Source organism: Mesorhizobium sp. CNPSo 4670, assembly GCF_057784235.1.
Genome location: NZ_JBWJFQ010000004.1, coordinates 1 through 20,569 on the forward strand (window position 1 = coordinate 1; position 20,569 = coordinate 20,569).

Below are 20,569 nucleotides of genomic sequence, written 5' to 3' on the forward strand. Positions count from 1 at the left end.
CCCACCCCCCTCCGGCCTGCCGGCCATCTCCCCCGCAAAGGGGGAGATCAGACGGCACCCCTGCCTTCGCCAATCGCCAACGTTGTAGGCGTAGCGGCAACGCCTGAACTGCCAATCTCCCCCCTTGAGGGGGAGATGGCCGGCAGGCCAGAGGGGGTGCTGTCCCGCCGGCGTTGATCTTTTCCGCTTCGCAGATCGCCCCTCACTCCTCCTCCCAAAAGGACCCCACCCATGACATCCCTCCATGCCGAGCAGCTCGGCAGGGCGCGGACGGCTGCGGAATTCGCTGCCGTCATCGCTTTGCTCGACACCGACCTAACCGACGCGCTTGCCCGCAGAGCCGAGCTGGCGCAAGCCGAGGACTGCGCGGTGTTCGGCGATGGCGACCTTGCCGCCGCGCGCGCCGCGCTCGATGACTGCAACGACACCGTCGCGCTGCTGGAAAGGACCATCGACGCCGCCGGCAAGCGCCGCGCGGAGGTCGCGCAGAGCGAAGCCCGCGCCGACATCGCAGCGCTTGGCGACGAGATCAAGGCGAGGGCGGCTCTGCTCGGCGAGCGCTGGCGCTGCGTCCGCCGGCTGGTCGAAGAGCTGCGCCAGCAACTGTTCGAGGCCGATGCGCTGGCTCGCGCGATCGCCACCGCCAACGGCCTGTTCGACGCCGCCGGCGTCGCCGATTTGAAGGTGAACCTGACCACCACCCGCCGCACTGCGATGGCCGGGCCGCGTGCCGCCGTGCCCGCTCGGCTCAGCCGGCCGGCGCTGCAGGCCGACCGGCTCTTGCTGTCCTTCCTCAGCCCCGGCGGCGCGCTCGACCCGCGCCCGGCGCTCGGCGCGCCAGTCAAGCGCGTCGAAGGCAAGTCCCCCGAAGTGAGGCGTCCCGGGGGCGCCAAAAGCCAATTCCTTCCCGCAACCAAACTCTTCGGCGAACGAGGCTGAACCATGTGCACACTCGCTCTTCTCGGCACCGCTCTTTCGGTCGGCGGCGCGCTGGCCGAGGGCCGGCAGTCGAAGCAGATGGCCGACGCCCAAGCCAGGGCCTACGAGCAACAGGCGCGGGCCGACGCGCAAAGCGCCGCCTTCGAACAGGGCCGGGAGCGCCACAAGCAGGATCTCCTGCACGCGCAGGCGCGCGCCGAGGCCGGCGCTTCCGGCGTCGGCATCGCCGGCTCGCCGGCCGAGGTGCTGGCGGCCAACGCCGGGCAGGGCCAGCTCGACCTCAAGGCGATCCAGTACAGCTCGCAACTGCGCCAGAACAATTTTGGCACGCAGGCTGCCATCTCGCGCTTTTCCGGCCGGCAGGCGGTGGCAGCGTCGATCTTCAACGCGGGCAATGCCCTCGTTGGTGGCCTTTCCAAAATCTACGACCCGACGAAGAGCCCGACCTCAGGCACGGCAACGAGCGCGGTGCCGACACGGTCGGTGATCCTCGGCGGTTCGACCCTCAGGGCTCCGTGGGCAGGGAACATCTAAATGGCGACCATTCCTCTCCAAATAGCCCAGCGCCGGCTCGAGACCGGCAATGCGGTGCAATACCCGCAGGGATCGCCGGCCGGCCGGGCGATGCAGGGTTTTGGCGACGAGCTTTCCGCTGTCGCCGAGCGCTACCGGCAAATGAAAGAGCGGCAGGACGCGTTCGACGCCGAGATCGCGCGCCGCCGCTTCAACGGCCGCATCGCGCAGGCGGAAGACGAGGTGACGGCCAATGCGCCGGCCGACGGCGCAGGCCTGCATGACGCCATGTACGGCCAGGTCGATCCGCGCACCGGCCGGGTGGCCAAAACCGGCCTGTTCGACACGCTGTTCGACGAGGCCTTGCAGACCATGCCCGAGAGCCAGCGCGCCGCTTTCGCCAGCCAGAAGGAGGCGATGCGCGCGCCCGGCTCGCGGCGCATGGCGGCGAGGCAGCAAGCGCGGCGTGATGATTATGAGCTGGCCGAGTTGACCGAGGTCGACAACATCTCGACCAGCGCGATCGCAAAAGGCAATCCGAACGACATCGGAAGTTTCGAAGCGATCCGGCAGAGCGGGCTTGACCTGATCGCCAAGATCGGCAACCCGCTCATCAGGCAGGCGGCGGAGGCCAACTGGCGCGGCAACACGGCCAAGGCGCTGGTCCAGGCGATGATCGCCCAAGACCCGAAGCGCGCCGCCGAGATGCTTGGCACGGCGCAGACCGGAAGCCGGACCAAGGACGGCAGCGCCGAGGCCGTTGGCGAGCAGCAGGGGAATGTCGCAAGTGCTGTGACGACGGCCGTTCAGAGCGCCGGGACGTCAAGCTCTACCCCTGTTGGGGGCCTTCCGAGCGATCGGCAGGGCGCTCCGGTCCAACAGGCTCCCGCCGCTACAACAGACAGCGTCGGTCAGCGCTTGAATGGCTCCAAGGCACCATCCGCGAAAGGCGACCGCGCCGGCAAGGCGACGCCCGATGAGAGAGTGGCTCAGGCTTTCCAGAATCACAATTCGGCACAGTCCGATGGAGAGGTCATTTGGGCCGAGGCTCCATGGATTGCAGACTTGCGACCAGGAGACCTGCAGGATCTCGGTCAGCGGGCCCAAGCGACCATTGCAGTGCAGCTCTTCGATGCGCGCGCCAATGTCGAACTCGCCTACCAGAACGCACCCGACGCCCTCATGTACACCGGCAACTACTCCGGAAAAAAGCCGGACGATGGAGACTTTGCCGCAGTCTATGGCGTCGATGAGGGCGGCAAACAGTCTCTGGATCTCCAACGTACGTTCAAGGTCAGTCTTCAGGCATTCGACATGCTCAGAATGCCCAAAGACGCCATTGATGCGGCGGTTCTCGCGGCCAAACCCAAGCCAGACAGTGCGACGCCGGAACAGGATCAAGCGCAGTTTGAGATAGCAGTGTCGGCTGCCAAGCGGGTTTTGCAGGCACGTGCCGCCGCTCCCGCTGATTTCGCTCGCAAGATCGACCCGACAGCGGACGCCTACTGGAAAGCGGTATCGAGCGAGGACAGCTACGATCCGACTGGCTACCAGAAGGCGATTGCCCGTTCTGTCGCCGTGCAGTTGCAGCTTGGCATCAAAAACATCCAGCCCTTGCCGCAGTCGATCGTCAAGAATCTCGTCGACACGTTGAACGATGAGAACGTGCCGCAACGAGAGCGGGATGCAATCCTGCGTGATCTGTTCACGGGCACATCAGATCCGGGTGTTCAAGCAGCCATGGCGCTGCAACTGGCCAACGAGAACCAGGCGCGGATCGCGCGGGCCATCGCCAACAATTCAGTTCCCGTGTCTGCAGAGGAGCGCGTGAATCGAAATCTGGCGGCCTTCGACGCCTTGCCTACGCCCCTGAAGCCGCTCGTCGCTCTCAATGACACCGTGCGGCTGATGGCGGATGGCGCCACATTTGGCTACGCGGACAAATTTGCCGCCCTCATGAATTCGCTGATCTCGGGCAGCAATTACGAAGAACAACTCGTTGCTCAACGTGCAGGAACACAAGATGCACAGGATCGAGCCGGGTATGCGGGTACTGCGGCAGAGATCCTTGGCGGCTATCTCAGCGGCAGGGCCCTCGGCCAAGCGGGAATAACTCTCGTTGGCCGGTTTGGCACCGCCGCTATGGAAGGCCTGTCCGGATTTCTCGCTCGCACTGGCCTTCTAGACGTTGAGGGTGCCGTGTACGGCACTGTAGAGGCCACTGGTCGCGACCAACCCATTGGCAGCGGAGCAGCTTCCGGCGCATTTTCGAGTGCTGGCAGCAATGTTCTTGGGGAAGGCCTTGGCGCTGCCTATCGCCTGGCGGCAGACTGGTCAAGGAGACGGGCGACGTCTTTCGGGCGATCTGCTGAGCCAACAACGGCAGAAATTGCTTCAGATTCCACGATCTCTGGGGCTGGTCCAAGCTCTCCGGTTGGGGGTGGCGCTCCAACCAATAAGGCCCCTGTCGGCCAAGACCTGGGCTTAACCTACATGCCTCATTGGAACGCCGCGCAGCGGGCGGCCGCAGATCTCAAGGTGAAGATGTTGACGGAGGCCGTTACGGTGGTTAGCCGTGCGGTTCGCGTAGGGACGTCCGCCCGACAAATTTTCAAGAGGGCGGGGTTTTTAATTCCATTCGGCAACGATATCGATCACATAATTGACTTACAATTAGGCGGCCTTCACCAGCTGTCCAACTTCGCCATACTGGATTCAAGTGTTAATCGAAGTTTGGGAAAACAAATTCACGATTTAATCAAAAACTTACCTGTGGGAACTGTCATAAATAAGGTCACAATAGGAGAACGATAGTGTTCGAAGCATTCCGACAAAATTTCCTCATCGACAGCAGGGTTGCGGCGGAAGCCGGCAGACCTGTCGTGGACACCGGAGTCCCCGGCCTGAATGAACTGCTGGCCAGCTTCGGCGGCGCCTCTTTCAAGCAGGGCCTATACAGGATCATTCGGGCGCAGGACATTCCGGCCTGGAATGCGAGGGTTGATCTGGCGTTCCCCGAAGCCAATGGCAGAATCACTTGCTTCGGCTACGAGTGGCAAGGCTCCGTGTTTGCAGTTGACACTCAGAGGCTTGAGGAAGGACAGCCTGGCGTACTCCTGTTTGAGCCGGGTACAGGCGAGGCACTTGAGATCCCTGCCAATATCGAAACCTTCCACGACGGCCTGATCATCGAAAACGCGGATGCCGCACTGGCAGCCAGTCTGTATGAAGAATGGCTGGCGGCAGGCGGGGCGCAGCCAGCCTACGACCAATGCATTGGGTATAAAAAGCCGCTTTTCCTCGGAGGAGAGGACGACATCTCAAACCAGGAGTTGTCGGATCTCGAGGTTTACTGGCACATTATGGGCCAGGTCATAGCCAAGGTTAAGGGACGGCCTCCGGGGTTTCGATAAATCTAAGTCCTCTGCGGCCGGTTCAAGGGCTCTGGGGCCGCTGTGGCAAGTCAATCACGGCGTTCCATCAAAGTTTAACGATCGGGAAAGGGCCGTGGAAAGCACGTGCGGTAACAGTTGATTCAACCATCGCTGGTATATTAGGGAGTGTAAGTAGCGGCTCCGACAGTGCGGGGGGCGCTGTGTGCCGGAGCCGCCGGCGCAGTCCGGTTGGGGTTGACCGCGCCGTCCTATTCTGGGACAGCGCGGTCAACGATTCGTTAAAATTTTCCGGAACTAATAAAGCGCATGCTAATTGCATCGGCGCCCGACAATTTTCTTTTCGGCGGCTGCCTCGCCTTCCCGGTTAACCCGCACACAATGACGGGCCGAACGCACTTGGCAAGAAGTGCGCTGTCACCGTAATTCCGGGCCAGGCCATTTCAAAGCAGGGCTAGCCCGCATCTAACCCCCACACAATCCGCAACGTTCACAGCCTCGCTTTCGCGGGGCTTTTTTCATGGAGCAAGCCCTATGGCCCGACCTGCAACTGCCGCCGTTCGCCTGTTGACCGGCGAACGCGAACCCGTGCGCCTGGCAACCACGGGCAACATCATCTTGTCGGGTCTGAAGACCATCGACGGCGTGCTGACCGAGGTCGGCGATCGGGTGCTGGTGACGAACCAATCGGACCAATCAACCAATGGCATCTACACGGCCAGCGAAGGCGTATGGTACCGCGCAGCTGACGCGCGCACGTCGCGGACTATGCAGAAGGGGACCACTGTCTACGTGCAACTGGGGACGGCGAACGGCGCGAAAACGTACCAGTTTAACACTCTCGACCCAGTCATCGGCACTACCAGCCTCAGCATTACGGGGGATGCCGATCCGGTGCTGAAATCTGACATCGTCGATGAAGATGACATGCACTCAAACAGCGATCAAAAAGTGCCCACACAGCAAAGTGTCAAAGCCTATGTGGACAATAACATTTTGCTTGCCTACGGCGGCGCAAAGGCCGCGCTGGCGGCAAAGGCCGTTGACATGTGGAGCGGCGTGTCCACACAGATCGAGTGCTTTGGGGACAGCACTATGCTCGGTGTTGACAGCGGTCTTGGAGGGATTACTCCGCAGCCCGCCCCGGACAAGCTGCAATCCGTGCTGCGGGATTACTATTTTAGCTCTGCCGTCACGGTCACCAATCGTGCGGTCAGCGGTTCCCGTTCACAGCAGATGCTTGAGGGCACCGATGGTTCCGGCTCAACATTCGAAGCCAAGATGGCCGTCAGCACTGCGGAGATCGTCATCTGTAATCACTGCATCAATGACTGCCAGAACATACCTCCGACCACGCCGGACCAGTATCGGAAAAACCTGCTGGCATTTGTCAATATTTGCATCAAGTACGGCAAAATTCCGATCTTGCAGACGCCCAATCCGATGTTTGCTATTGCCGCCTTGGGGACGCCCGACAAGGCAAACCGGCTGAAGAACTACGTTCAGATCATGCGGGACGTGGCACTGGCTACCGATGCGCCTCTCATCGAGGTTTACGACATGATCAACTCATGGGTGCGCACTGGCCGCTACCGCGTGTCGGACCTTGTGCCGGATGGATGCCACCCCACGGTAATCACCTATCGGGCTATTGGCTTACAGATGGCGACCCCCTTCTTGCATCCTCATGCTGGTCTTGCTGGTCCTGAACAGTTTATATCGACCATCGAGGGAGCCGTTACCATCGATCCAGCGAATGCGCCCCTGCCTGCGCCGGCCACACGGACAGGCTTCCAGTTAATCTCGGACGCCATAGACCACGCCAAGAGCCTCAAGGTTGCGGTGCGCGTCGACGTGCCGGGGTTAGACATCTGCATCGCCTATCCCATCTGGGCTGGCGGCAAGAACGGTGTTGACGTCGCTTGGGATCAAGTGTCGGTCGGTGGTATCAACCAACTGTCGACAGCCGCTTTTGGCGGTGACTTTGTGCATGATCACGAAGTGTGCATCGCGCGGGACGTTCCCGTTGGGCTCCATCTGCTCACCATGGCATCCGGTGGCGGGACAGCCTCCCTCGGCCTTAGCTACGTTAGATCGAGAAGGACGAGAACCAAGAGGGCATTCGTCGGAGGTGCGCAAAGCCGTGACCTTTGGAGGGATCGCGCCTTGCAGACGATTACGCACTATGGGGCCGGTCCAGACAGTGCCTTCATTGAAGATGATCTCCTGATCTCGCCGCATTTTGCAGCGGGTGGGCTCGACATCACCTTCAACTCAAACATGGCGAAGGACACTCAATTCATCCTGTACGGCGTCACGACAGTAGCCTCTGGTGGTGCTGGCCCCCTTACAGCCCGTATGGGAGTCGGCGTCGGACTGGATGCCTCTGGCTTCGTCAACGTCTACCAGTTGACAGGCGCCGCCACATACGCAACGACCGCTCTTAACGCCGTGGATTTTAGCGGTGTGGCCCGCCAATGGCGGCTTATCCTTGCGGCCGGTACGTCTAACCTTCAAGTCTTCGTCAGCGGTGCCAACCTTGGCACCGTGGCGCTCACCGGGCCATACCTTGGCGGCTTCATGGGCGCCCGCGCAAACGGCGCAGGCAAAACCATCATCGTCACCGACCTTCGCGACATCGAGCATTAGCGCCCGGCGTTGATCTCAATTGTTGCGTCGAAATTCTAATCCATGTACGGCAGGGACATCACGGTTTGGCGGTGGGGTCGATCTGGGAAAAACAATGACGCCGGGCAAGTCGGACCGCTTCCCCTACCTCAGCGCGCTGCGTGGTATAGCCGCACTGTGGGTCGTGATGGCCCACGTCGCGCTGATGCCCAATCCGCGCTTTGTGCTTTCATGGTGGCCGGAAACATTAGTCCGAAGCGGCGTCATGGGCGTCAATCTGTTCTTCCTTGTGAGCGCATTTTCCCTCTGTCTCACAATGCCGAAGCACGACAACGAACAGAGGCCATATCTCGGCTTCATGCTGCGGAGGTTTTTTCGGATAGCTCCGCTGTTCTATGCCGTCGTAATCTTTTCGTATTGGTGGAACCCGGCCGGCCTTCCGTACAATCTCAAAACGGTTCTGGCGAACCTGACGTTTATTTTCAACTTCATCCCAGGCCGTGGTTACCAGACCTCAATCATCTTTGCGGGTTGGACCATTGGTGTTGAGATGGCGTTCTACCTGGTGTTCCCCTTCATTTACGCGAGGACCAAAAGTGTAACCTTGGCGATCCGAGCGCTTGTCATTGCGCTCGTCGTGGCCACGGTCTTTCGCTCGGTCATCGGGTTTCTAGTGGCAGACCCGGGCATCTACATTCGTCAGTCGATATTTGACCTGGCGCCGATGTTCATGTTCGGAATCATCGCGTTTCATGTGGTTCAGATTGCCGGCGAATGGACCCATAGACGGGCGATCGGCGCTGTCCTGCTGGCGTCCGTGCCGCTTCAGTTCTATGTGATTGTCACGGGTAGGGTGCCATTTGGCCCGGCTATCTATTGGCAAGGGCCGATGTTTTTTTGCCTGCTGGTTGGGCTCTACCTGTTCCCCATCAAGCCGCTGGTCAACGCGGCAACGAGATGGCTAGGCGATATCAGCTATTCGGTCTACCTGGTGCATGGTCCGATTATTGCTGCTCTTTTTCCGTTGTTCGGACGGCTTCGGCACTCAGGGCTCAGCGAACTTCAGGCCTATGCGCTGGCGCTAGCAATATCGTTACTGTGTATCGTCCCGGTCGCAACGCTGACTTTCTACGCATGGGAGAACTGGACCAATGAATGGGGCAAACGCTTTGCCTCGCGGCGGGCCGGTAAAAAGCGTGTCGAGATAGATGGGGTCAAAGTCGAGAGGCCGGCAGTGCCTGTCGCCGCCTAATTCGCGGCTTACGCAGGGCATTGAGAACCGCATCGGCATCATTGTGACCGCTGCTCTTAGCAACCGACGACCGGGTCGAAGTCCGTTCGGCTGCCGAACCTAACCCTAGGGTGAGTTCTTGCCGGCCGTCTGCTTTGTTTCGAGAAACGGGAAGATGGCTACGCCGTTCTTGGCCGCTATAAGTTGCACACCGGCTTTCGTCCAATGCATGCTATCCCAAAAAACCGGCGCGGATTTGTCGGTAAATATTTCGCACTGGTTATGCGGGCATACGGCAACCAACGGATCGATATAATTTACGTGCGATAGCGTCTTGAGGAAAGTGTCGATCTTTTTCGCCACGGGGCTGATTTCTCGGAATGCGTACTCATCGATGCCTGCAAAGGTGCCGTGCTTATTAAGCAACTGAAGGCTGCTGCCTGTGAAATTTTTGCTGCCGACAACGTAGATTGGAGCGCTTGTTTGGGATCGCATTTCGTCAACCGACGTCTGGACGTATGGAAATGCGAAATCTTGCCAATACAGCGCGATCATCACCAGATCGGCATGCTCTAGCGGCGCCGGTGTGGACCGGATGAGTGAGTACGCTTCGTTGCAGGGTTTCATAACTGCTGCAGCAAACGGGTTTATTGATTTCCAATATCTGTCAGACAGGTCGACAGGGAGGGTCGGTACGCCACACCGCCAATCGAGTTGGCGATAGATAATTTCGAATTGTTTTGCCGCACCAGTCTCAACGAGCAGGTTAATGATATCCGCTCCCTGAGAGTCTCCAATGATCAGAAGATGCCTTTTGGTGGTTTTGAAATCGTGCGGTGTCAGCAACGGAGTGGAGTTCGAAAACGTGTATGTATGTTCCTTTTTCAGGTCCAAAACATAAGCATTACGGAATGCAGCGGGCATCCGCCAGACCCAACCATCTGTCGCCCAGCTCTGTGTGGCGGCTGCCATGAAGCCGGCAGTGAGGCAGGCGAAAATCAACGTCTTCCCCGACTTCAACGGGCGCGGCTTGCGATAGCGCACTTCGATGAAATGGTAACTGGCGGCGCCAAGGGCCAAGGTTGCAACAAGCGAGGCGAGGATCTGCCACACTTCCAAAGCGCCAAATCTATACACCATGAAGACAACCAGCGGCCAGTGAACCAGATAGACCGAATAGCTGATCTTGCCGAGGTAGATAGCCGGTCTGAACTGAGCCTTTCTTGCCAGCCGGCCTTGACCGCCGAGCAGCATCAATGCCGCGCCCAGGACGGGCGCGAGAGCGGCAACGCCAGGATAAGCCGTCCGCCCTGAATAGCCGAAGATGGCAAACAGGATCGCGGCCAGCCCCACGACATAGAGCAGGTCCGCATACACTTTCGACAACCGTCTCTCGGCAAGAAACACCAGCCCGCCTGCAGCGAACTCCCAGACCCGGAATGGGACGAGGAAAAAGGCTGCCGTCGGATCGTACCCCATTATCCACAGGCAACCCGCCAGTGATGCCGCGAAGGCTGCAGCGATCAAAGAGAAGGCCACCCAATAGCTTTTTCGAACGGCCATGGCGATGAGGAAGGGCCAGAACGCGTAGAACTGCAATTCAACGGCGAGCGTCCAAATGTGAAGCAGCGGCTTCAGAATAGCGCCGGAATCGAAGTAGCCTGACTGCATCCAGAAATCGACGTTGGCCAGTCCAAGCAGAGAGAATATCGCTGACCTCGACAGGTCCTGGAATTGCTCTGGTATGAACAGAAAAGCGGCGACGACGAAGGTGACGACGATCGTTGCAAACAGGGCTGGCAACAGCCGGCGAGCGCGCCGAGCGTAGAAATTCTTGAGTGAAAACCGACCTTGCGCGCTCTCAGTCCAGATGATGCGCGATATCAGATATCCGCTGATTACGAAGAAAACATCGACGCCAACAAACCCGCCGCTAACCGTCGTCCAGCCGAGATGAAACAGCACGACCGCAGCAACCGCAATCGCCCGCAAGACGTCGATATCTGAACGATGATCCGACCTGCTGCCAATACCCGTGGTCGACTTGGCTTCTACCATTTGATCCATAGAAATCGTCTCTACGCGAAGGCTATATTCCAGGCAATCCATTGCGTCTTCCGGGTGCTGATAATCCCCAATCCCCAACGCAATGCGACCTACCTGTCATCGCATCGGGCGGCGGTGCGATGCTGGAATTGCCCGCCAACCGCCGATAGAGGATGGCTTTGGAGGCTTCGGGGCTATGCACTATCGGAACGTCCAGGGCCTGCGCGCCGTCATTGATGGTCCTGGTCAGTCATGTGCTTCGTGCCGATGCGGGAGCACTGGACAACGCCTTGCATCTACAAATTCGGGCCGGGCGGCGTCGACATCTTCTTCGTGATTTCGGGCGTCATCATCTACGCCGTTGGAGAAAGGGCCGGCAGCCAGTCCATGGACAGGGGCCGGTTTGCCGTGTCGAGCGGTGGCTGCCGGACAGGGTCGGCAATGCCTTGATTGGAAAGCGCGTCAGGGTTTCGACAATCCAGCCGGCCGAGTGACTGGACCACTCGCCGAGCGTTTCGGGTTCAGAGTGGTATTTCCCCAACCCGAGCTGTTCCATCCAGTGTGATGTTCGCCAACGTTCGCCGCTATGTGAGCGCCGGCGCCCCCAAGGGTGCCTCCGGTGTCGGCTGGCCGGATCGAACACCGCCATTGGCAACCGGTTGCTGAGGCGCCGGTGGCTTGGGCGCCAGGCGCGATATGCGTCTGCGCAGGGGCGTCTCGACGTAGCGGAATGAACAGTAGCTGGCGATCGTCACAACGATCAATGTCAGCCCGAACCAGATGGGTTTCGGCAAAAGCGAAATTGGCGTCCACATCTTGAGCGCGACGTGGATGGGCAGGTGGAGCAGATAGAGGGAATAGGAGATGTCGCCATACCACTTCAGCACGCCCCGCCCCAACAGGCGCTGGGCCAGCGGGGAGGCTGTCGAAACCAGGACGAGAGAAGGCAGATAGACAAGGTACAGCGTGCTGCCGAAAAGGGATCTTGGCAATTCCAGGACATCGATCATTCCAGGCCAGGACAAGACGTAGAGGACCAGCAGCGCAACCAACGGGACATCGTACGACTTGTCCGGCTCAAGCTCGATACGCCCGGCGACGACGCCGGCGAGAAACAGAGGGGCGGCCTGCATGAAAACTGGCGTGCCGATAGCGGCTCCCAGGAGAATGGCCGCCGCCGCGAGCAGCAAGAAGTTGGCAGCATTGCCCAGACGCTGGCAAATCCACCAGATCAGCGGAAAAACCAGATAGAACTGGATCTCTCTCGGGATCGTCCAGAACACGGATTGGCCGGCCCAGAAAACGTAATGGTGCCACCATCCATCCCACTGCAGCCCGTAAAAAGGCTGCCCCCGACCTGTCAGCAAAAGCCAGGCATAGGCTGCCGTCACGCAGATTAAAAACAGTGGAAGGACGCGCGCCGCGCGCTTGACCCAGAAGTCGATCACCGCCGAGCCTGAAATTGGGGCAGTCGAATACTTCCTGCCCATCAGAAATCCGGACAGCACGAAAAACAGTTCAACGCCGATGAGGCCGCACCAGGCAAAGGTGAGGGGATGCCAGGGTGTATCGGTCGCGAAATGCTGAAGGAAGACTGACAGCGCGGCGATGCCGCGCAGCCCATCGAGCGCGAATATTCGCGCATTGTTGTTCAGCAAGTTAGATCCCTCGTCCTGCGCCAACTATAGCCAAATTCCAAAACTCAGCAACCTGCCCGGAGAGGGCGGAAAGGAACTGCCATGGACCGCAACTTCGCGCGGGCGCTTGCGCTCGTCTTGAAATCGGAAGGCGGGTGGTCGGACAATCGGGCCGACCCCGGCGGCGCCACCATGAAGGGTGTCACGCTCGCCAACTTCCGCCGTTATGTGAAGGCGAATGCCAGCAAGGCCGACCTACGCAAGATCAGCGACCAGCAGGTCGCCGCCGTCTTTCGCCGCTACTACTGGGATGCGGTGCTCGGGGCCGAATTGCCCGACGGGGTCGACCATGCCGTGTTCGATTTCGCCGTGAACAGCGGGCCGGGCAGGGCGGCGAAAGCCCTGCAGGCGGCCCTGGGCGTCGCCCAGGATGGCCGGATCGGGCCGGCCACCCTTGCCGCGGCCAGGGCAAGGCCGGCCGGCGTCACCATCGACGCGCTATGCGATGCGCGGCTGGCGTTTCTCAAACGGCTGCCGACATGGGCAACATTCGGGCGCGGCTGGTCCGACCGCGTCACGTCGGTGCGGGCTCAGGCCTTGCTGATGTCGGCGACACCTGTGACCGCGCCGGCGCCTGTGCCGGCCACGCCGTCGCCCGGCGCCGAAAAGGCCTTTGGCGGGGCGCCGGCGGCCCAGCCCGTGTCGCCGGCCGTCAAGACTGCTGCCGCCGCCGGCATCCTCGTCCTCATCGCCGGAGCGCTCGCGGCCTTCCGGCAGCACGTCACCGATATTTTCGGGAGCCTCTTTTGATGAAACTCCTCAACACCAACGCGCTGCACAATCTGCTCAACACGGTGATCGCGATCATCTGCGGTGGCGCCCTGGTCGGCTTCGACTGGACGATGTTCGGCGTCACCGATCGCACCGCGCTTCAGATCAGCGGCGCCATTGCCCTAGCCAAGATCATCATCAACGCGGTGCGTGACGGACCGCGCGGCATGGTCGCGCCGCCGCCGGTCGAGGAGAAATGAGATGGGAGCGCTCGCCCTGCTTGGCCAGCTCTGGCCGTATCTGCTTGCAATGGGTGCCGCGCTCGCCGGTCTCTGGACGGCCTACGCCAAGGGCAAGGCCAGCCAGAAGGCCAGGCAAAATGCCGCCGACGCCGCGGCGCGCAGCCAGGCCCAGAAGATCGACGACGCCGTTGCCGGCCGGACGCCGGACGACAACAGGGGGAGGCTGGCGAAATGGTCAAGATCATAGCGCTTTCGCTCCTGCTGACCGGCTGCGCAAGCGCTGGTGGGTCATTCTGCGCGGTCGAGCGTCCCATCCGGCCGGCAAAGGCAGAGGTAGCGACCCTTTCCGGCGCGTCGGTGGCGGCGATCCTGGCGCACAATGAAAAGGGCCAGGCGCTTTGTGGATGGAGGCCGTGATGCACGATCTTTTCGACCTGCTCGGCATCAAGGGACCGGTCGTCGCCGCCGGCCTTGCCGGTGGCGTCCTGCGGGCGCTGTCGCGGCATCGCTACAAGCTGCGCGAAATGGTGGCCTCACCGATCTGCGGCGCGCTTGCCGCGGCCTATTTGACGCTGCCGGTGGTGTCCTATGTCAGGATCGCCGGCCTGCCGATGCCCGACCCCGCCGACGACACCACCACGCTGGCGGCGGCTTTCCTGATCGGCGTCTGCGCCATGTGGATATCGGACATCCTGTTCGAGTTTGTCGTTCGCAGGTTCAAGCCTGCGCCGGACGAGTGAACTCGCCAGCCGCAACCAACCGCCCTGCCGGATTGGTCCCAATTCGCCATAGCCTGCCCGCTGCCGCAAGGTGGCGGGCTTTTTTGCGTTCCGGCCCGATCAGGCCAGGATGTTGACGGCGCGTGCCGCGACCAACGCTATGGTCAGCAGCGAGATGATGGCCTCGGCCATCATCAACAGCTTGGCGCGTTGGGAAAGCGGCAAGGTATCGGTGGGCGAAAAAGCTGTCGCGTTGGTGAAGGCGAGGAAGAAATAGTCGACGAAGCCGGGCAGCCAGTCGCGAAGCTCACGGTCGTTCAGCGTCATCTGCGCAAACAGGAAATCAGCCTGCGCGAGCTTGACCAGGCCGCAGGTCGGCGGCCCGCCCCGGTCGGTGCTCCAGAACCACAGGGCAAAGACGATGACGTTGGTCACCCAGATGTTGAGCGCGTCGACCAACAGCGTCGTGCCGCTGTTGCCGGCATGGCCCTCCAGCAAGGCTCGCACCAGCAAGGCCAGCGAGCCGCAGTTCATCACGCTGATGATGGCGGTCATGGTCAGGGCCGTTCTGCGGATCATGATGCGAAACTGGCCGATCGCATGCCATTCGTGATCCTCGACCGCCTTTCTTGTGGCGACCTGTGTCCAGGCCGTGGCCACCGACAAGGGCAGCAGCAGGGCGGCCTCCAGCGCCGGCGCCAGCCAGCGCGGCCCGAAGGAGAGGTTGTTGATGACCAGAAGCTGCAGGCAGATGATGACGAGGACGGCCGCACGCGCCATCCAGAAGTCGAGCGCACGGTAGTGGATGACGGCATGGTGGTGGCGCATCGGGACCCGGATTTTTTCAGACAGGGTCAGACGTGCAACGCTGTCCTGCCTAGAGAGAGGAGCGCCGATGCTCCTGCCCGATCTTGGTGCTGCAATGGCACACAGCTATACTTTTTCGTAAGCTTCGATTTTTGGGGCTGTTCGTCAAACCGGACTATGTGATTTAAGCGCCGAATGGCGGGGATAGATGGATCCATGGATCACTTGGTGCCGGCGGGATTGCCCGCCGCCGGCGTCGATTCCCCATCGGTTTTGTCCAGTCTGATCCGTCATCCCTGGCATCTGCTGGCGCTTTTGTGCCTGATGCAGATCCTGTGCTGGACGGTGGCACCGGCGCTTATCAACGTCTCACCGCCCAACGATGTCGTCGAAGGCTTCATGTGGGGACGCGAATGGGTGCTGTTGACCTACAAGCATCCGCAACTTCCGGCATGGCTGCTCGAGACCAGCCATCTCCTGACCGGATCGTTCCGCTGGCCGCAATATCTCGTGGCGCAGTTGACGATCTCGGCGACGTTCGTCCTGGTCTATCTGCTGGCCCGCGACATGCTCGGGCAGAGGCGTGCGCTGGCCGCGGTGCTGTTAATGCCGTCGCTCTATTTCTTCGGCTGGCCGACCCCGCAGTTCAATCATGACTACGCGCAGATGCCCTTCTGGGCCGCTATCTGCTGGCTGTTGTGGCGTGCGGGCCGCGGCGGTGGGCCGGTCTGGTGGCTGGCGCTCGGACTGGTGTCGGGCGTCGGGCTCTACGCCAAGTTCTCGACCGGCCTGCTGTTGCTGTTTGGCGCGATCTGGCTGTTGTCCGACGCGCGGGCACGCAGCCGGCTCGCCACGCCTTGGCCATGGCTTGGGCTTGCGGTTTTCGTCGCTGTCGCGGCGCCGCTGGCCGTCGAGCTCTACCGCGTCGATTTCCTGCCGCTGACCTACGCCGCCTGGCGCGATCAGTGGGTGATGGCGCATCGCTCCCGCTTTTATTATATCGGCGTCCAGACGGCCGGACTCTGCGGCTTTTTTCTGATGCTGGCGATATCAGGGCTGCTGCGGCGCTCGCCCCCGCCGCAAGAGCCAGTCGGGCGCGGTACGCTCGTCTATCTCTTGTGGATGGGACTTGGCCCGGCGATCCTCATCATGGTGGCGTCCCTGTTCACCGGCACAGGCGAGGCCTGGGGCGCGCCGATGTACAATCTTGCGGGCGTTGTGGCGCTCGCCTTCCTGGGCCACCGTCTTGGCGCCGTCGAGATGCGAAAGCTGGTAATCTGCGCGCTCATCTGCATCGTCGGCATATCTGGTGCCTATGCGGGCATCCGCTGGACGAAATGCAATTTGCGGGGGCGCATGGACGCCGTCTGCTGGCCGGCGCAGAATATCTCGGATGAGGCAGAAGCCGTCTGGCACGCGGCGACGCCCGGTCGGCTCGACATCGTCGGCGGCCATAGCATTGTTGCGCCGCTGGCGGGCCTCAATGCTTATGACAAGCCGTCGATCTTCACCGAGCTGAACATGCAGTACGCCCCCTGGATCACCAAGCAGCGGCTGCGCGATCACGGCATACTCCTGGTCTGGCCCGGGCGCGACGTGCCACCCTATCTGCAGGCGTGGCTAGGCAAACTGCCGGTCAAAACCGTTCTCTTCGACTGGTCGCTCAAGGCGCCGCCGATGGCGATCAGCTTTGCCGCCGTTCCGCCCGGCGCGCCGCAGCTGCCGAGTGTGATCGACAGCCTCGCCCAACCCGGCACCTGAAGCAGGTCGGCCGGTCCGCTGGACGAAGCAAGAGACAATGCCCATTTATGGGGAGATCCAACTTGCTTTTTGCGCAATTCCAGACGGAAAATCGCCACGCATCTTTCCTGGAATTGCTTTTTGAGGAGACGTGATATGGCGACTTCGACCGAACGCGCAGTGCTTGCCGGCGGCTGTTTCTGGGGCATGCAGGATTTGATACGGCGCTATCCCGGCGTCATCTCCACCCGTGTCGGCTACAGCGGTGGCGACGTGCCCAATGCCACCTACCGCAACCATGGCACCCATGCCGAGGCCATCGAGATCAATTTCGATCCGGCCATCATCAGCTATCGCACGCTGCTGGAGCGCTTTTTCCAGATCCACGATCCGACGACCCGTAACCGGCAGGGCAACGATGTCGGAATGAGCTATCGCTCGGCGATCTATTACACGAGCGATGAACAGAAGCGGATCGCCGAAGACACCATCGCCGATGTCGACGCCTCTGGCCTATGGCCGGGCAAGGTCGTCACCGAGGTCGCACCGGTTGGCCCCTTCTGGGAAGCCGAGCCTGAACATCAGGACTATCTGGAGAAATACCCCAACGGCTATACCTGCCACTTCGTCAGGCCGGGCTGGAAGCTGCCGGTTCGCGAGAAGGCGGTTTCGTAAGGTTTACAGCTCCGGTTCTGCCAGGCATGCCGCTCGACGAGGTCGCGAGCGGCATCGTTGCATTCCAAGCGCCTTTTCAGTCAACTTGCCGCGTTGGTGAAGCCGTCCAGCTTTTCACCAATGTCCGAAAGTGCCCTTAGAACGATTGTTGCGACCATGTCTTGCCGATCGGGATCGAGCATACGAAGACCCCGCTGGATTGTATCACGCCAGCTGGTGCCACGGTTCCATGCTTCGGCAAACACCGCGGCGAGGTCGTCTTGCCTGCGGGCAGTTTTCATCGCCTCGACAAGCAAGCTTGCCTGAAGAACGTCCTTTTCCCGCTTTGCGGCACCGTTTGCATTCGTTTGGCGCAGGGAGGCAACAATCAGTTTGTGGACAGCATATCGCTCGGGTGAGGGGACCAGCACCGGGACTCCGGATCGATGCAGCAAGACGGTTCGTACGGGTTCGCGGATCAGAAAATCCAGGAATCGAAAAGGCCGCGCCGACGCGCCGCCCAGAGACGGCATCGCGCTCGCGTGGTCGGCATAGTCGTCGCTGCCCCGGTTTGGGGTCAGGAATTCGACCTTATACCGGGAGGCATTTTCGAACTGCGTCGTGCGACTGGCATCCGTTCGGTGCGGAATTTCGCGAAACGAAGGATCGATATCGCGCAGTACATCCATAATCGGCGGCAGACTGTCGTTCACTTCGATGGAAACCGAGTGAATTGAGCAAAGTCGGCATCGCCTGTTTGTAGCGCCACCCCCGGCAGCCTTACCCCCAGATATCCGGCGTAGGTCTGGAACGCGACGGTGCCGACCAGTACGCCTCGCAGGCGGAAAACCCGGCCTTGCCAAGGGCTTCAACGATATCACCGGTGAATTTCTCCGGCTCCATTAACCCAGCCTCGCGGACAAGCGTCGATACAAGCTTGCGACGGCTCTTCAGGTCGCTTTTGATTTCCCTGAAGGCGGCAACGCGTTTTGCGATCTCGGGATTGTCGGCCGGGCCGACATATCGTCTTGTTGTCTTCGGCCGAGTCTTCTCAAAATACCAGTAGTCGCGGCCTTTTACCGGGACTCGCACGAAATTGCCCGCGGTCGAGAAGTCGGTTTGGAACGAGGCGTCCAGGCTTCGTTGCACGAGTTCAGCGAACAAGGTGCGATAAGCGATGTCGATCGATTTCATCGTGCGTTCGACCAATGTCTCTGGGTTATAAGAAATTTGCGGTTCTCTTATAGCTGCGCGCTTTTGCTCCCGCATTTCAAGCGAGTTATAAGAAAATTGCGGAACATTTATAACCGTCGGACTGATGCCACGCTCATACGCCACGGAGCAATCTATTGCGGCGGGGAACGGGCTGCGGCGGGTTATCAAGCCTGCTGCGTCGGATAGACGGTCAGGATATTGACGTTGACCCTTGGTGGCTGCGAGACCGCGTAGAGCATGGCGGCGGCGATGTCCTCGCTCTCCAGTTGCTCCATGTCGCCCAACCTTTGCTCGACAGCCAGCCGAACATCGTCGCGCATATTGGCGGTGAACTCGGTCCTGACCGCGCCCGGCTCGATCACCGTGACGCGGATGCCGTCCTTGCTGATTTCGCGGCGCAGTGATTCCGCCATGGCGCTGGCCGCATGTTTGGTACCGGAATAGACCACAGATGGATGGATGTAGCGGCCGGTGCCCGACGAAACGATGACGATGTGGCCTGATCCCTGCCGTTTCATTGTCGGCAGCGCCGCGTTGATCGTGTAGAGCAGACCCAGAATGTTGATGTCGACCATCTCCCGGTATTCGCGGGTGGTGGTGTTCTGGAAGGGTGCGGCGACGCCGACACCGGCAACATTGAACAGCATGTCCAGCCGGCCATGGCTTTCCAGCACGCGCCGGACCATGGCTGTGGCCTGCGCTTCATCGGTGATGTCGACCTCGATTGCCAAGGCCTCGCCGCCGTTGTCGCGGATGCGTGCGGCCAGGTCGTCGAGGCGCTGCCGACGTCGCGCCGCAATGGCGACGACAGCACCTTGCTCCGCCAGCGCCAGCGCGGTTGCCGCGCCAATGCCCGAGGAGGCGCCGGTCACCAAGGCGATTTTTCCGTTGAGTTCCTGCATGTTCGTTGCTCCTGCTCAGAGGGAGATTCAGGTGTGCTCGACGCCGATGATCGCAGCCGTTCGAAGCATGTCCTCAAGCTAGGCAGCAGACACCTACCGAAAATGCGATAGAATGCCATCATACTCATTGGAGAATATGGCATAATGCGAGGTAGCGAATATGCAGAGCTGAAAGCCTTTGCCGCTGTAGTGGCGCACGGCAGCTTCGCCCGTGCCGCTGAAGATCTGCGGATTTCAGCATCGACGCTCAGCCAGACGATCCGTCAGCTCGAAACGCGGCTTGGCCTGCGCTTGCTCAACCGGACGACACGCAGCCTCTCTTTGACCGAAGCCGGCGCGCGCCTGCATGCGCGCTTTGCGCCGGCGATGGCCGAGATGGAGGCGGCGGTCGGCGATGCGACCGCCTTGCGAGACACGCCGGCCGGCGTCTTACGCGTCCATATGCCCAGCGTTGCCGCCGCCACCTATCTGGAGCCGGTGCTTGGCCGTTTTCATGAGGCATGGCCGGACATCGTGCTCGACGTGACGATCGACGATGCCTCCGTCGATATCGTCGAGGCCGGCTATGATGTCAGCGCCAGGCTTGGCGAATTTCTCGAAGCCGACATGGTCGCGGTGGCGCTTGGCGGCACGCAGCGCCAACTCGCAGTGGCCTCGCCGGACTACCTCGCCCGCTACGGATCGCCGTCGGCACCTGCGGATCTGCTCCAGCACCGCTGCATCAATTGGCGCCGGCCGGGGAGTGCTGGGCCCTACTCATGGGAATTCGCCCGGGATGGCCAATGGTTCTCGGTCGCGGTCAATGGTCCGCTTGTCGTCTCCAGCCGCGACATGGCGATTGCCGCCGCCGTGCAGGGCGTCGGCATCGCCTTTTGGGCCGAAGACCTCGTGGGTCCGCTGATCGATGCCGGCAAGTTGGTGTCGCTCCTGGATAATTGGTGCGCGACCTTTCCCGGCTGGTTTCTCTGCTACCAGAAGCAGCGTCATACATCACCGGCGGTACGCACCTTCGTCGATTTCCTGCGCCATGCGCATACCAGGCGCCAAACGCCGCCTGATGGTTGAGCGTCTGTCGCTCGACGGTCCGGTTTCGCGGGCCTGGCGCAATGCTTTGGAAGAGCGCACCAAAAAAC

At 60.9% G+C, this 20,569-nt stretch carries 18 protein-coding genes and 1 pseudogene; 14 read left to right on the forward strand and 5 right to left on the reverse strand.

Annotated features, from left to right (window positions below; translation table 11 throughout):
• Window positions 1-231 precede the first annotated feature (231 nt).
• The 6 genes from AC0ZT5_RS08725 to AC0ZT5_RS08750 all read left to right on the forward strand — a co-directional run bounded on the left by AC0ZT5_RS08725 (window position 232) and on the right by AC0ZT5_RS08750 (window position 8,724).
• Window positions 232-939 carry a hypothetical protein gene (locus AC0ZT5_RS08725; RefSeq protein WP_488496115.1) on the forward strand — a complete coding sequence of 236 codons (708 nt, stop codon included), beginning with the start codon at window positions 232-234 and terminating at the stop codon, window positions 937-939.
• Between the two features lie 3 nt (window positions 940-942).
• Window positions 943-1,473 (forward strand): hypothetical protein, encoded by a 531-nt coding sequence (locus AC0ZT5_RS08730; protein ID WP_488496116.1) that lies wholly within the window; start codon window positions 943-945, stop codon window positions 1,471-1,473.
• Window positions 1,474-4,266: a hypothetical protein gene (locus tag AC0ZT5_RS08735; RefSeq protein WP_488496117.1), complete on the forward strand. Its 2,793-nt coding sequence runs from the start codon at window positions 1,474-1,476 to the stop codon at window positions 4,264-4,266. It begins immediately after the preceding gene.
• The gene (locus AC0ZT5_RS08740) at window positions 4,266-4,865 is read left to right on the forward strand and encodes a T6SS immunity protein Tdi1 domain-containing protein (protein ID WP_488496118.1); all 600 of its coding nucleotides are present in this window, start codon (window positions 4,266-4,268) and stop codon (window positions 4,863-4,865) included. The genes AC0ZT5_RS08735 and AC0ZT5_RS08740 overlap by 1 nt, the downstream gene beginning before the upstream one ends.
• Before the next feature lie 513 nt (window positions 4,866-5,378).
• The gene (locus AC0ZT5_RS08745) at window positions 5,379-7,493 is read left to right on the forward strand and encodes an SGNH/GDSL hydrolase family protein (RefSeq protein ID WP_488496119.1); all 2,115 of its coding nucleotides are present in this window, start codon (window positions 5,379-5,381) and stop codon (window positions 7,491-7,493) included.
• A 94-nt stretch (window positions 7,494-7,587) separates the two neighbouring features.
• Window positions 7,588-8,724, forward strand: coding sequence for an acyltransferase family protein (locus tag AC0ZT5_RS08750; protein ID WP_488496120.1), 1,137 nt, complete (start codon window positions 7,588-7,590; stop codon window positions 8,722-8,724).
• A 105-nt stretch (window positions 8,725-8,829) separates the two neighbouring features.
• On the opposite strand, the gene AC0ZT5_RS08755 is transcribed toward AC0ZT5_RS08750, so the two are convergent.
• Both AC0ZT5_RS08755 and AC0ZT5_RS08760 read right to left on the reverse strand, forming a co-directional pair.
• Window positions 8,830-10,812 carry an acyltransferase family protein gene (locus tag AC0ZT5_RS08755; protein WP_488496121.1) on the reverse strand — a complete coding sequence of 661 codons (1,983 nt, stop codon included), beginning with the start codon at window positions 10,810-10,812 and terminating at the stop codon, window positions 8,830-8,832.
• A gap of 521 nt (window positions 10,813-11,333) precedes the next feature.
• Complete coding sequence (locus tag AC0ZT5_RS08760; protein ID WP_488496122.1) at window positions 11,334-12,407, reverse strand: acyltransferase family protein; 1,074 nt, start codon at window positions 12,405-12,407, stop codon at window positions 11,334-11,336.
• An 81-nt stretch (window positions 12,408-12,488) separates the two neighbouring features.
• On the opposite strand from AC0ZT5_RS08760, the gene AC0ZT5_RS08765 reads away from it, so the two are divergent.
• The 5 genes from AC0ZT5_RS08765 to AC0ZT5_RS08785 are packed head-to-tail and all read left to right on the forward strand — an operon-like array spanning window position 12,489 to window position 14,139.
• The gene (locus AC0ZT5_RS08765) at window positions 12,489-13,196 is read left to right on the forward strand and encodes a glycoside hydrolase family 108 protein (protein WP_488496123.1); all 708 of its coding nucleotides are present in this window, start codon (window positions 12,489-12,491) and stop codon (window positions 13,194-13,196) included.
• A complete protein-coding gene (locus AC0ZT5_RS08770; protein WP_488496124.1) occupies window positions 13,196-13,417 on the forward strand; it encodes a hypothetical protein in 222 nt (73 codons plus the stop codon). Before AC0ZT5_RS08765 ends, AC0ZT5_RS08770 begins: the two co-directional genes overlap by 1 nt.
• Window position 13,418: 1 nt before the next feature.
• Window positions 13,419-13,646 (forward strand): hypothetical protein, encoded by a 228-nt coding sequence (locus tag AC0ZT5_RS08775; RefSeq protein WP_488496125.1) that lies wholly within the window; start codon window positions 13,419-13,421, stop codon window positions 13,644-13,646.
• Window positions 13,631-13,816, forward strand: a complete 186-nt coding sequence (locus AC0ZT5_RS08780) for a hypothetical protein (protein ID WP_488496126.1) — start codon at window positions 13,631-13,633, stop codon at window positions 13,814-13,816. The genes AC0ZT5_RS08775 and AC0ZT5_RS08780 overlap by 16 nt, the downstream gene beginning before the upstream one ends.
• Window positions 13,816-14,139 carry a hypothetical protein gene (locus tag AC0ZT5_RS08785; RefSeq protein WP_477286595.1) on the forward strand — a complete coding sequence of 108 codons (324 nt, stop codon included), beginning with the start codon at window positions 13,816-13,818 and terminating at the stop codon, window positions 14,137-14,139. The genes AC0ZT5_RS08780 and AC0ZT5_RS08785 overlap by 1 nt, the downstream gene beginning before the upstream one ends.
• A 99-nt stretch (window positions 14,140-14,238) precedes the next feature.
• Here AC0ZT5_RS08785 and AC0ZT5_RS08790 read toward each other — a convergent pair whose 3' ends face one another.
• Complete coding sequence (locus AC0ZT5_RS08790) at window positions 14,239-14,946, reverse strand: hypothetical protein (RefSeq protein ID WP_488496127.1); 708 nt, start codon at window positions 14,944-14,946, stop codon at window positions 14,239-14,241.
• Between the two features lie 195 nt (window positions 14,947-15,141).
• Here AC0ZT5_RS08790 and AC0ZT5_RS08795 point away from each other — a divergent pair, with 195 nt between their 5' ends.
• The gene (locus tag AC0ZT5_RS08795) at window positions 15,142-16,686 is read left to right on the forward strand and encodes a glycosyltransferase family 39 protein (protein WP_488496128.1); all 1,545 of its coding nucleotides are present in this window, start codon (window positions 15,142-15,144) and stop codon (window positions 16,684-16,686) included.
• Window positions 16,687-16,821: 135 nt separating this feature from the next.
• The gene (gene msrA / locus AC0ZT5_RS08800) at window positions 16,822-17,340 is read left to right on the forward strand and encodes a peptide-methionine (S)-S-oxide reductase MsrA (RefSeq protein ID WP_488496129.1); all 519 of its coding nucleotides are present in this window, start codon (window positions 16,822-16,824) and stop codon (window positions 17,338-17,340) included.
• Between the two features lie 80 nt (window positions 17,341-17,420).
• Here the strand turns inward: msrA and AC0ZT5_RS08805 are convergent.
• Together AC0ZT5_RS08805 and AC0ZT5_RS08810 are read right to left on the reverse strand one after the other, a co-directional pair.
• A pseudogene (locus AC0ZT5_RS08805) lies at window positions 17,421-18,513 on the reverse strand (nucleotidyltransferase family protein).
• A 185-nt stretch (window positions 18,514-18,698) separates the two neighbouring features.
• Entirely contained in the window at window positions 18,699-19,436 is a 738-nt protein-coding gene (locus AC0ZT5_RS08810; RefSeq protein ID WP_488496130.1) for an SDR family oxidoreductase, read from the reverse strand.
• 144 nt (window positions 19,437-19,580) lie between these two features.
• Here AC0ZT5_RS08810 and AC0ZT5_RS08815 point away from each other — a divergent pair, with 144 nt between their 5' ends.
• A complete protein-coding gene (locus AC0ZT5_RS08815) occupies window positions 19,581-20,501 on the forward strand; it encodes a LysR family transcriptional regulator (protein WP_488496131.1) in 921 nt (306 codons plus the stop codon).
• The last annotated feature ends 68 nt before the right edge of the window (window positions 20,502-20,569 follow it).

Bases quoted from the DNA above. Each gene is read 5' to 3' on its own strand.
- AC0ZT5_RS08775 (WP_488496125.1), top strand. From the start codon at position 13,419: ATGGGAGCGCTCGCCCTGCTTGGCCAGCTCTGGCCGTATCTGCTTGCA.
- AC0ZT5_RS08765 (WP_488496123.1), top strand. From the start codon at position 12,489: ATGGACCGCAACTTCGCGCGGGCGCTTGCGCTCGTCTTGAAATCGGAA.
- AC0ZT5_RS08785 (WP_477286595.1), top strand. From the start codon at position 13,816: ATGCACGATCTTTTCGACCTGCTCGGCATCAAGGGACCGGTCGTCGCC.
- AC0ZT5_RS08745 (WP_488496119.1), top strand. From the start codon at position 5,379: ATGGCCCGACCTGCAACTGCCGCCGTTCGCCTGTTGACCGGCGAACGC.
- AC0ZT5_RS08780 (WP_488496126.1), top strand. From the start codon at position 13,631: ATGGTCAAGATCATAGCGCTTTCGCTCCTGCTGACCGGCTGCGCAAGC.
- AC0ZT5_RS08750 (WP_488496120.1), top strand. From the start codon at position 7,588: ATGACGCCGGGCAAGTCGGACCGCTTCCCCTACCTCAGCGCGCTGCGT.
- AC0ZT5_RS08755 (WP_488496121.1), bottom strand. From the start codon at position 10,812: ATGGATTGCCTGGAATATAGCCTTCGCGTAGAGACGATTTCTATGGAT.
- AC0ZT5_RS08730 (WP_488496116.1), top strand. From the start codon at position 943: ATGTGCACACTCGCTCTTCTCGGCACCGCTCTTTCGGTCGGCGGCGCG.
- AC0ZT5_RS08810 (WP_488496130.1), bottom strand. From the start codon at position 19,436: ATGCAGGAACTCAACGGAAAAATCGCCTTGGTGACCGGCGCCTCCTCG.
- AC0ZT5_RS08725 (WP_488496115.1), top strand. From the start codon at position 232: ATGACATCCCTCCATGCCGAGCAGCTCGGCAGGGCGCGGACGGCTGCG.
- AC0ZT5_RS08735 (WP_488496117.1), top strand. From the start codon at position 1,474: ATGGCGACCATTCCTCTCCAAATAGCCCAGCGCCGGCTCGAGACCGGC.
- AC0ZT5_RS08795 (WP_488496128.1), top strand. From the start codon at position 15,142: ATGGATCACTTGGTGCCGGCGGGATTGCCCGCCGCCGGCGTCGATTCC.
- AC0ZT5_RS08790 (WP_488496127.1), bottom strand. From the start codon at position 14,946: ATGCGCCACCACCATGCCGTCATCCACTACCGTGCGCTCGACTTCTGG.
- AC0ZT5_RS08770 (WP_488496124.1), top strand. From the start codon at position 13,196: ATGAAACTCCTCAACACCAACGCGCTGCACAATCTGCTCAACACGGTG.
- AC0ZT5_RS08815 (WP_488496131.1), top strand. From the start codon at position 19,581: ATGCGAGGTAGCGAATATGCAGAGCTGAAAGCCTTTGCCGCTGTAGTG.
- msrA (WP_488496129.1), top strand. From the start codon at position 16,822: ATGGCGACTTCGACCGAACGCGCAGTGCTTGCCGGCGGCTGTTTCTGG.